At 71.5% G+C, this 10,460-nt stretch carries 8 protein-coding genes; 4 read left to right on the forward strand and 4 right to left on the reverse strand.

What is annotated here, in order from left to right; all coding sequences use genetic code 11:
* The first annotated feature begins 91 nt into the window (after nucleotides 1–91).
* Entirely contained in the window at nucleotides 92–841 is a 750-nt protein-coding gene (thiD, locus tag AB0C20_RS32015; protein WP_357569387.1) for a bifunctional hydroxymethylpyrimidine kinase/phosphomethylpyrimidine kinase, read from the forward strand.
* 17 nt (nucleotides 842–858) lie between these two features.
* Entirely contained in the window at nucleotides 859–2,451 is a 1,593-nt protein-coding gene (gene thiC / locus AB0C20_RS32020; RefSeq protein ID WP_357189402.1) for a phosphomethylpyrimidine synthase ThiC, read from the forward strand.
* A gap of 142 nt (nucleotides 2,452–2,593) precedes the next feature.
* Here the strand turns inward: thiC and AB0C20_RS32025 are convergent, their stop codons facing one another.
* The 4 genes from AB0C20_RS32025 to AB0C20_RS32040 form a co-directional block, all read right to left on the reverse strand.
* On the reverse strand, nucleotides 2,594–5,899 hold the full coding sequence (locus tag AB0C20_RS32025; protein WP_357569388.1) for a hypothetical protein: 3,306 nt from the start codon (nucleotides 5,897–5,899) through the stop codon (nucleotides 2,594–2,596).
* Between the two features lie 76 nt (nucleotides 5,900–5,975).
* The gene (locus AB0C20_RS32030) at nucleotides 5,976–6,284 is read right to left on the reverse strand and encodes a cupin (protein ID WP_282264487.1); all 309 of its coding nucleotides are present in this window, start codon (nucleotides 6,282–6,284) and stop codon (nucleotides 5,976–5,978) included.
* Nucleotides 6,281–7,231, reverse strand: a complete 951-nt coding sequence (locus AB0C20_RS32035) for an LLM class F420-dependent oxidoreductase (protein WP_357189406.1) — start codon at nucleotides 7,229–7,231, stop codon at nucleotides 6,281–6,283. Before AB0C20_RS32035 ends, AB0C20_RS32030 begins: the two co-directional genes overlap by 4 nt.
* Nucleotides 7,232–7,233: 2 nt before the next feature.
* On the reverse strand, nucleotides 7,234–8,019 hold the full coding sequence (locus AB0C20_RS32040; protein WP_091402346.1) for an ABC transporter ATP-binding protein: 786 nt from the start codon (nucleotides 8,017–8,019) through the stop codon (nucleotides 7,234–7,236).
* Between the two features lie 270 nt (nucleotides 8,020–8,289).
* Here AB0C20_RS32040 and AB0C20_RS32045 point away from each other — a divergent pair, with 270 nt between their 5' ends.
* Together AB0C20_RS32045 and AB0C20_RS32050 are read left to right on the forward strand one after the other, a co-directional pair.
* Nucleotides 8,290–9,321, forward strand: coding sequence for an ABC transporter substrate-binding protein (locus AB0C20_RS32045; RefSeq protein WP_112584856.1), 1,032 nt, complete (start codon nucleotides 8,290–8,292; stop codon nucleotides 9,319–9,321).
* Between the two features lie 103 nt (nucleotides 9,322–9,424).
* Nucleotides 9,425–10,282: an ABC transporter permease gene (locus AB0C20_RS32050; RefSeq protein ID WP_357569390.1), complete on the forward strand. Its 858-nt coding sequence runs from the start codon at nucleotides 9,425–9,427 to the stop codon at nucleotides 10,280–10,282.
* The last annotated feature ends 178 nt before the right edge of the window (nucleotides 10,283–10,460 follow it).

A 10,460-nucleotide genomic window follows, 5' to 3' on the forward strand; every position in this document is an offset into this window, starting at 1 on the left:
CTCCTCACGCACCGAGCCGGCGAACCAGTCCTCGTCGTGAACGGTCTCGTTGCCCAGCGAGGCGCCGACGGTCACCTGTCTGGTGCCGCCCGTGGCCGGCGGCGGCGCAGGCATCCAGGCCGACCTCAAGGTCTTCGCCGCGCTGGGCACGTACGGCACCAGCGTCCTCACGGCGGTCACCGCGCAGAACACCCGGGGCGTCGACGCGGTGTTGCCGCTGCCCCCGCGCACCGTCACCGAGCAGCTGGACAGCGTGCTCACCGATTTCACCGTCTGCGCGGTGAAGACGGGGATGCTCGGCACCCCGGCGATCGCGGACGTGGTGGCCGAGGCCGCCCGGGACGGTCGGCTGCCTCAACTCGTCGTCGACCCGGTGCTGGTCGCCACGAGTGGTCACCGGCTCGGCGTGGTGGGCGCTGTGGAGCGGCTGCTGCCGTACGCCACTGTGGCGACCCCGAACTGCGCGGAGGCCGCGGCGATCACCGGACGCCCGGTCGACGACGTGGCCGCGATGGTCGTGGCGGCCGAGGCCCTGGTGGCCGGCGGCCCGGAGTACGTGGTGGTCACTGGCGGTGACCTGGACGGGGGCGAAGCGGTCGACGTGCTGCACGGCGGCGGCGTCACCACACTGCTGCGCGCGCCGCGAGTGACCACCCGGCACACCCACGGCACCGGGTGCTCGTTCTCGGCGGCGATCGCGGTGCGGCTCGGTCTGGGCGATCCGGTGCCGGCCGCCGTGGGGGCCGCCAAGGAGTACGTGCTCCGTGCGCTGACCGGCGCGCGGGGCTGGGAGCTGGGCGCGGGGCGTGGGCCGCTGAACCACTTCGGTTGGTCCGCTTGATCACCAGGGAGGCTGTCATGCACGCACGAGGCAAGGTGTACGTCGAGGGTTCGCGGCCGGATGTCCGGGTGCCGTTCGCGGAGGTGGGGCTGACCGGGGACCTGCCGCCGGTGCGGCTGTACGACACGTCCGGCCCTGGTTCGGACCCGGAGGTGGGGCTGCCGCCGCTGCGCGGCCCGTGGATCGCCGAGCGGGGTGACGTGGCCCCGGTGCGGGGTGCGGGCACCCCACTGGCCGGGGTGGACGGTCGTCGGCCCACCCAGCTCGCGTACGCGCGGGCCGGTGTGGTGACGCCGGAGATGGAGTTCGTGGCGGTCCGGGAGAACGTCGACCCGGAACTCGTGCGGGCCGAGATCGCCGCCGGTCGGGCGGTGCTCCCACTCAACGTCAACCACCCGGAGTGCGAGCCGGCGATCATCGGTAAGGCGTTCCTGGTCAAGGTGAACGCCAACATCGGCACCTCGGCGGTCAGCTCGTCGGTCGCCGAGGAGGTGGAGAAGCTGACCTGGGCCACCCGCTGGGGCGCGGACACCGTGATGGACCTGTCCACTGGTAAGCGGATCCACGAGACCCGTGAGGCGATCGTGCGGAACTCGCCGGTGCCGATCGGGACGGTGCCGATCTACCAGGCGCTGGAGAAGGTCGGCGGCGACCCGGTGAAGTTGAGCTGGGAGGTGTTCCGGGAGACAGTCATCGAGCAGGCCGAGCAGGGCGTGGACTACATGACTGTGCACGCCGGGGTGCTCCTGCCGTACGTGCCGCTGGCAGTGGACCGGGTCACCGGGATCGTGTCCCGCGGCGGTTCGATCATGGCGGCGTGGTGTCTGGCGCACCACGAGGAGAACTTCCTCTACACCAACTTCGAGGAGCTGTGCGCGCTGCTCGCGCGTTACGACGTGACGTTCTCCCTCGGCGACGGGCTGCGCCCCGGGTCGATCGCCGACGCCAACGACGAGGCGCAGTTCGCCGAGCTGCGCACCCTCGGTGAGCTGACGACTGTCGCCTGGGCGTACGACGTCCAGGTGATGATCGAGGGCCCCGGTCACGTACCGATGCACAAGATCAAGGAGAACGTGGACCTTCAGCAGGAGTGGTGCCACGAGGCGCCCTTCTACACGCTCGGTCCGCTGACCACCGACATCGCGCCCGCGTACGACCACATCACCTCGGCGATCGGCGCCGCGATGATCGGCATGTTCGGCACCGCGATGCTCTGCTACGTCACGCCGAAGGAGCACCTCGGTCTGCCGGACCGGGACGACGTGAAGGCCGGCGTGATCGCGTACAAGATCGCGGCGCACGCGGCGGACCTGGCCAAGGGGCATCCCGGCGCGCAGGCCTGGGACGACGCCCTGTCCAAGGCGCGGTTCGAGTTCCGCTGGGAGGATCAGTTCAACCTCTCGCTGGACCCGGAGACGGCGCGCTCGTACCACGACGCGACCCTGCCCGCGGAGCCGGCGAAGACCGCGCACTTCTGCTCGATGTGTGGTCCGAAGTTCTGCTCCATGAAGATCACTCAAGAGCTCAAGGAGTACGCGGCGCGCGGCATGAAGGACAAGTCGGAGGAGTTCGTCTCCGGCGGGAGCCGGGTCTACCTACCGCTCGCCTGACCCCTCGCGGCGTGATCGACTCGGGTTCATTGATGTCGCGGTGTCCGGCCGCCTTGGGATAGCCCGGTATCAGTGAACCCGAGTCGATCAAGCGACGGGTCGGTGTGTCTGCGCGCTGCGCGGTGGAGTCAGCGGCAGTGGGTCAGTCGCGGTGGTGTCGACCGGTGGAGCGCAACGACCGGCGGCTGTTCTCCTGCTCGGGCTCGTTGTCCGACACCGGCTTGCTCAGACCGGCGACCCAATCGACGAATTCCTCGTCCTGGGACGCCAGCGGCTCCGCTTCATCCGACGTCTTCGGGCTTTCCTCGTCGGCGCGGGACCGGTTGCGACGGAACAGCCCACCGAGCCGCCCTCGCCGGGAGGGCTGCTCTGCCACCTTCGGGTGGCTCGGCTCTGCCGATGTGGTGTCGGTAGGCGTCAGATCGCCGGTGCCGGTGCCGGTGGTGGCGCTGTCGGTGGTGGCGCTGGTGGCGGCGGCACCGGATGGCGCGCCCACAGTGCCCGGGAACTCCGGCCGGCCCGGGTGTTCGGCCGGAGCAGCCGTCTCGCCCGCTTCGGTCGGCGTTGTCCGTGCCGTCGAGCTGTCCTGCGACCCGGCCGGCCCGCGGCGCCGAGAGGTGTCGAACGCGTTCCAGGTGCCGGCCCGGCTCAGGTCCGGCAACGGTGCCCGATGCCGGGGCCTGGGCGTCGGCCCGGTCGGCGCGTCGGGCCTGCTCGACCCCTCCGATGCCGTTGCCTCCGGGTCGGAGGCCTGCGGTGGCACCGTCCACGTCGAGGTGACCGGCCAGGCCGACGGCGCGGGCGTCCACCGGTCCGTGTCCGGGTCACTGGCGGCGGTGGCCCCGAACAAGCCGGCGGCGGGAACGTCCTCGGCGGCGGGCCGAGCGCTGTCGGTGTCATGAGCCCCGGCGATCGCAGCTCCGCTCGTCGTGTCGGCCGGTGCTGCCTTGCTTCCCGTGCCGGCCTTCGGGACGCGCGGGATGGCTTCCGCGCCAACCTGCCCGGCCATGGTGGACGGCGCCGCCGCTGCTCGCGTCGCGCCGGCCGCGGTGGTCGGTGCCGGTGTCGTCTCACTCCCGGTGGCCGGTGCTGGTGTCGTCTCACTCCCGGTGGCCGGTGCCGGTGTCGCCCCGGCTCCGGTGGTCGGGATCGGTGTGGCGTCGGTTGCCGTGGCGGGGGAGTCCGGGCTGGCCGGCGCCTGTGTCGCGCCGTTTTCGGCGGTCGTCGAGGCGGCCGGTGCTCGCTTCGAGCCGGTGGCGGGCGTGGCCGTTGCTCGCTTCGCGCCGGTAGAGGTTGTCCGGTCTGCCACCGTGCCGGAGGCGGCAGCCGAGGCGACCTCGGAGGTCGAACTCGACCGCTCACCCGGGCTTCCCTGGCTGGGCGCCGGAGTGTCGGTGGCCGCGTCGGACGCGGTGCTGTCGGCGGACCTGCTCGGCCGGGTGCCCTTCGTGGCACCGCCGGTGGTCGTCTCGCGGGTGGTCGTTGCGTCGGTGGTCGTCCCGCGAGTGGTCGTCTCGCTTGTGGTCGTCTCGCGAGCGCTTGCCGAACTGGCGGGGGACCTGTCGTCAGCCACGTCGGAGGCGGTGGTGTCCGGGTTGGCTTTCGACTTGCGGCCGCGTCGCGGCTTGATCGTCAGCGGCGCCTCGGGCGTGCCGTGGTCGGCCGTGCCCGCGCTGCTCGCCTCCGTGCTCGTGCCTGACCCCGTGCCCGTCGAGGCAGTGGTGGCGGGACTGGGAACGTCCGTGCCAGTCGGGCCTGTGCTGGTCGCCTCGGCGCCGCTGTCCGTGCTGGTCGGAGCCGTGCTGGTCGGGGCCTTGCTGGTCCGGGCCGTGCTGGTCCGGGCCGTGCTGGTCGGGGCCGTGGTGCTCGCGGCGGCGCTGGTCCGGGCCGTGCTGCCGGTCGCGGGGATTGGCTCGTCCGAGGTGGTCGGTGCGCTGGCAGCGACCGCGCTGGTCGTGCCGGAGCCGGGTGCGCCCGTGCCGGTCGGGGTGGCGGCGGACGTGCGGGTGGTACGCCCACCGGTCGGTCTGCCGCTGGTCGCCGTGCTGCCGCTGGCGCCCGTTGCGGTGCTGCCGGTCGGCCCGTCGACCGCTCGGGCGTCCGTCGGGGTGGCGGCGTCGGCGCGTCCGGCCGTGGTGCCGGTCGAGTTGACGTTGCTGACGTCGGTGCCGGCCGAAGGCTCGGTCGTGGCCAGGACATCATTCTGGCGCGGGGGCGTCTGCCCTGCGGCGCTGAACTCACCGGTCGGCGCGGTCAGCCAGGCCGCAGGCTGAGTCGGGGCGGCGGGAGTCGAGGCGGCGGGAGTCGAGGCGGCGGGAGTCGTAGTGGCGGGAGCCGGACCGTGTTGTCCGCTCGCTGTGGTCTCCGGCCAGTCCCAGTGGGCGGGGACGGTGCGTACGGCATCGGGGTCGCCAGTCGCCCACGGACCCGCAACGACGCTGGCGGGCTTGGTGCTGGTGGCCAGCTCGGCGTTGGTCGTCTCCGTGTCGGTGCGCTCGGCGCTGTCCCGGTCGTTCGCCGCGCCGGGCAGCGCCGGGCCGGCGGGCAGCGGGCGCAGGATGGCGGTGGGCTCGATCGCCTGCGGATCGGTGGTACGGGTGCCCGTCGGCCAGCGCAGCAGCGCGGCGGCGGCCGCGCCGAGCGCTCCGGCGAGGATCGCGATCAACGAGCCGTAGTAGGGGGCGGTCTGGTAGCGGTCCACCGCGTCGCCCGGACCGGCGGTCAGGTAGGCGAACGCCACCAGCACCGGACCGGCCACCCCGGTGGCCCCGCTGACCAGTGGAGCCTGACCGCGCCAGCGAGCCAGCCCGGCGGTCGCCGCGCCGGCCAGCAGCGCCACGATGGGCAGCAGGAGAAGCGCCAGCTGCTGTGCTGCGGCGTCGTCGAGCCAGCTCGGCTCCAGTACGCCGAGCCGGACGGTCGGCAGCGGGCCGGCCGTGCCGAGCGACGGTAGGACGGAGACCAGCGCCAGCAGCCAGACCGCGCCGGCCACGGCCGCCATGTTCCATCCCAGCTCGGGCCGGAACAGGACGGCGATCGCCGCGCCCGCCCCGATCACCGCACCGACCATGGCGCAGATGCCCACCGCCCAGACCGGGTCAACGGAGATCAGCTCCGCGGCGCGGGCGGGCTGCATGCAGAGCGGGGCGATGACTGTTGCGCCGAGCGCTGCCGCGCCGCCGACCGCCAACTGCCGCCCGGTGCTGGCCGCCGGGGCGTCGCGGCGAGCGAGGCGGCCGGTCAGGACGGCGCCGGCGACGGCTGCGTTCGCGGCGAACCAGCCCACCCAGACGAGCTGGGCCGGCCACTGGTTGACTGTCGTACCGGTGAATGCGCCGGTCAGGCGGACGATGCCGAAACCGTACGCGACGCCGAGCTGGCCGGCTCCGGCCAGCACGCTCACCCCGAGCGCCGTGAGCAGCAGTCTGCCCCAGGTCCGAAAGGCCATGTCCGGCACGTTACGCACCTGGTACACCCGATCGCCACCGGCGCGCCGCGAGGCACGCCGGTGGCCATCGGCGGGTCTACTTGAGTTCGACCAGCCGCGCCAGGTAAGTCGTATCCCCGACATTGGTCAGCATGTGCACAGCGCCCGGGTCCCGGTAGACCACTCCGCCGGTGGGCTCGTCGGCGTCGATCAGGGTGCCGTCGATGGTCTGTACGACGTTCTTGGCGCCCTCGATCGCCACCACCAGGTAGGGGTGGTCGTGCCGGTGCAGCGGTTGCCGCTCGCCCGGCTCGAGGCGGATGTGCCAGACCCGGACCCGGTCGTTCTCGAACACGATCTCCTGGCCCACCGGCCCTAGTTCGGTTCCGTCGATCACGTCGGTCATCGTGCTCCGTCCAGTTGGGGCAGCACCTCGGCGGCGATCAGCTCGAGGTGGTCGAGATCATCGAAGTCGATCAGGCGCAGGTGGACCCGGGTGGTGCCGATCGCGGCGAACTCGCCGAGCCGCTGCGCGAGCTGCGCGGGGGAGCCGACCACCGGGTCCTCCGGTGGCAGCGCGCTCTTCTGGTGCAGGGGCGCGGCCCGACGCTGGGCCTCCGCGTCGGTCCGGCCGATGGCGACGACGATCCCGGCGGACAGCACCAACGGGGCGCGCCCGGACTCCGTCCGTCCGGTGCGCTCACACGTCTCGCGCACCCGGTCGTACGCCTCGGCGGTGGCGGCAACGGACTTGAACGGCATGTTGAACTCGTCGGCGTACCGGGCGGCCAGTTCGGGTGTGCGCTTGGGGCCACGCCCGCCCACGATGATCGGCGGGCCGGGTACCTGCACCGGCTTGGGCAGGGCGGGAGCGTCCACCAGCCGGTAGTGGTCGCCGGTGAAGCTGTAGGTCCCGCCGGGCGGGGTTGCCCACAACCCGGTGATCACCTCGAGCTGCTCGGCCAGCCGGTCGAAACGCTCGCCGACCGCCGGGAACGGGATGCCGTACGAGGTGTGCTCGCGCTCGTACCAGCCGGCGCCGATGCCGAGGTCGACCCGGCCACCGCTCATCTGGTCGACCTGCGCGACCATCACCGCGAGGGGGCCGGGCAGGCGGAACGTGGCCGACGTCACCAGGGTGCCGAGTCGGATCCGCTCGGTTTCCCGGGCCAGCGCGGCGAGGGTCAGCCAGGCGTCAGTGGGGCCGGGCAGGCCCGGGTCGGCGCCCATCGACTGGTAGTGGTCGGCGCGGAGGAAACCCTCGTAGCCGCAGGCCTCGACCAGCTTGGCGAACCGGAGCTGGGTGTCGTAGCTGGCGCCACGGTTCGGCTCGGTGAAGACCGACACCCGCATGGTCAGTGTCCTTCCGCGCCGGCGGTGGCCGGCTGTTCGCGTTCCATCAGCAGTTCGTGCAGGTCGGCGCTGACCTGGGCGACGTCGGCCAGGTGGGCGTTACGGCCCAGGGTGCGGGGCCGGGGGATGGTCACGTCGACGACCTTGCGGATCCGGCCGGGGCGGGGGCTCAGCACGACCACCCGGTCGGCGAGCAGCACCGCCTCGTCGATCGAGTGGGTGACGAAGACGATTGTCGGCTTGTTCTCCATGTGCACCCGCTGGAGTTCGCCGGAGAGTTCCTCGCGGGTGAGCGCGTCCAGAGCGGAGAACGGCTCGTCCATCAGCATCACCCGGGGCTCACCGATCAGAGACCGGCAGAGCGACACCCGCTGCTGCATGCCGCCGGAGAGTTCGTGCGGCAGCCGCTTCTCGAAACCGGCCAACCCGGCGACGTCGAGCAGTTGCTGGGCCCGCTCCCGGTGCTTGGCGCGGCTCCAGCCGAAGATCTCCACCGGCAGCAGGACGTTGTCCAGCACTGTGCGCCAGGGCAGCAGCGCCGGCTTCTGGAACAGCATGGCGATGTCCTGGCGGGGGCGGGTGATCGGCGTACCGGCGACGGTGATCTCACCGGCACTCAACGGGAGCAGCCCGGCGATCAGCCGCAGCAGTGTGGACTTGCCGCAGCCGGAGCGGCCGAGCACTGCGACGAACTCGCCCTCGGCGACGTCGAGGTTGATGCCGCGCAGCGCCTCCACCCGGCCGGATCGGCCCTCGAAGGTACGGGACACCCCGGACAGTCGGATCATCTCCGGCGTACCTCCGCTGAGTCGACGGTCAGGAATCCGACAAAGGCTAGCCGCCCCGTCGAGGTATGGCACCGGCTGGGGTGGTCGTCAGGTTGTTTCCGTTCCGCAACCCGATACGCCTGGCGTCGCAACTGTGGGTTTCTCGTACGCTGTGCCCGCGAAGAGTCCCCCCACGACGGCGGCGCCCGGCTTCCACCCCTCCCGCCGGCCCGTCACGACAACCCCCTCCGGTGGCCTGCCGGCCCCGGTCGGAAAGGACATGGTGCACTGATGAGAAGGCTGACCCGTACGGTCGCTACGGCCGCGCTGGCCACCGCCCTCGCCCTTGTCTCCGCCTGCAGCAGCGGGTCGGATTCGGCCGACGATGCCAAGGGCGGCGACGGCAAGACGCTGGAGAAGGTGACCTACCTCACCTCGTTCGGTAACTTCGGCCGTGACTCCTACGCCTGGGTGGCGAAGGACAAGGGCTTCTTCAAGGAAGCCGGCTTCGACGTCGAGATCAAGGCTGGTCAGGGCACCGGTGGCGTGATCCAGACCATCGTCGGCGGCCAGGCCGACTTCGGCCCGATCGACCTCACCGGCGGCCTGCTCCAGCTCGGCAACGGCCAGGCGAAGGACTTCACAGCGGTGGCCGCGATCCAGCAGCGCACCATGGCGGGCATCGCCACCGTCGAGGGCAAGAACATCAGCTCGCCGAAGGACCTGGAGGGCAAGAAGCTCGCCGACACTCCCGGCTCCGTGGTCCGCAACCTGTTCCCGACGTACGCCCGGCTCGCCGGTGTGGACGCGACCAAGGTGACCTGGGTCAACGGTGAGGCGCAGAACCTGATCGGCACGCTGGCCTCCGGCTCGGTGGACGGCATCGGTCAGTTCGTCGTCGGTCAGCCGACCATCGAGGCGGTGGCCAAGAAGAAGGCCGTCATGCTGCCGTACAGCAACGTGATGCAGGACCTCTACGGCAACGTGCTGATCACCTCCTCCAAGATCGCCAAGGAGAAGCCCGAGATGGTGAAGAAGTTCACCGCGGCGCTGCTCAAGGGCCTGGAGTACAGCCTGGCGAACTCCAAGGAGGCCGCCGACATCCTGAAGAAGAACGTCGACGCCACCAACCCGGTCTCCGCCGCCGCCGAGCTGGAGCTGATGGCCGCGTACGTCCGTTCCGGCAACACCGGCACCGCGATCGGCACGCTGGACAGCGGTCGGGTCGCCAAGAGCATCGCCATCCTGCAGGGTGCCGGCGCGCTGAAGCAGAACATCACCCCCGAGCAGATCATCGACTTCAGCCTCGCGCCGAAGGCCTGATCGTCCGGTCGTCATCAGGGGGTACGTCCCGCCGATCCCGGTGGGACGTACCCCCGTCGCTCGTCGGCCCCCGGCGGGCCGTGGGATTTCGAGGAGGACAGAGATGACCGACGTCCGGTCAGCGGACCCGGCGGTGACGGAACCCCCGCCCCCGGGTGCCGGCCCCGAGGCGGGACGCACGGGTCGAGGTGCCGGTCTTCGGGCCGGGGCCGACGCGGTGCTGCCCGCGGTCGGCATCATGGTCGCGCTGGCGGCGTGGTGGCTGATCGCCCGGCTGGAACTGGTCCACCCTTTCGCCCTGCCGCCGCCCGGCGACGTGTTCAGCGCGTTCGTCGACAAGCCCGCCCAGATGCTTGAGCACACCTGGGACACCACGCTGGAGATCCTGACCGGCTTCGCCCTCTCGGTGGCCGCCGGTGTGCTGATCGGGCTCTCGCTGGCCAGTTCCCGCACTGTGGAGCGGATGTTCACGCCGCTGCTGGTCGCTGTGAACGCGGTGCCGAAGATCACGCTGGGCCCGCTGCTGGTGGTGGCGCTCGGCTGGGGCCAGAAGCCGATCCTGACCATGGTGTTCCTGCTCTGCTTCTTCCCGATCGTGCTCTCGACCGCGACCGGGTTGACCACCACGCCGGCCGACCTGGCCGAACTGGTGCGTTCCTGGAACGCCTCCCGCTGGCAGGCGTTCCGCAAGGTGCGCTTCCCGGCCGCGTTGCCGCAGATCTTCGTCGGGCTCAAGGTGGCCATGCCACTGGCCGCGATCGGCGCGGTGATCGGTGAGTTCCAGGCCGGCGAGAGCGGCCTCGGCTACGTCATCACGCAGTACGCCGGCATCGGCGACGCCGCCACCGCCTGGGCGGCGATCATGCTGGTGGCGCTGGTGAGCATCCTGCTCTATTCGGCGCTCCTGCTGATCGAGCGGTTCGCCCTCCCCTGGGTACGAGAAACCACAAGCAGCCGCTAACCCAACAGAGCGAGATCACAGAGCAGCACCAAGACCCAGGTCAAGATCAACACTAAGAAACGCGCAGGGCCGGCCTCCCAGTGGGAGGCCGGCCCGTCTTGTCGACGCTGCTGGCGCAAGGGGTGTGGCCGACCGTGCCCGGCGGAGGGATCAAGCCTGACCGCCCGGAGCCAGGCAC

Origin of the sequence: Micromonospora sp. NPDC048843 (assembly GCF_040649965.1) — a bacterium.
Classification (GTDB): domain Bacteria; phylum Actinomycetota; class Actinomycetes; order Mycobacteriales; family Micromonosporaceae; genus Micromonospora; species Micromonospora hortensis.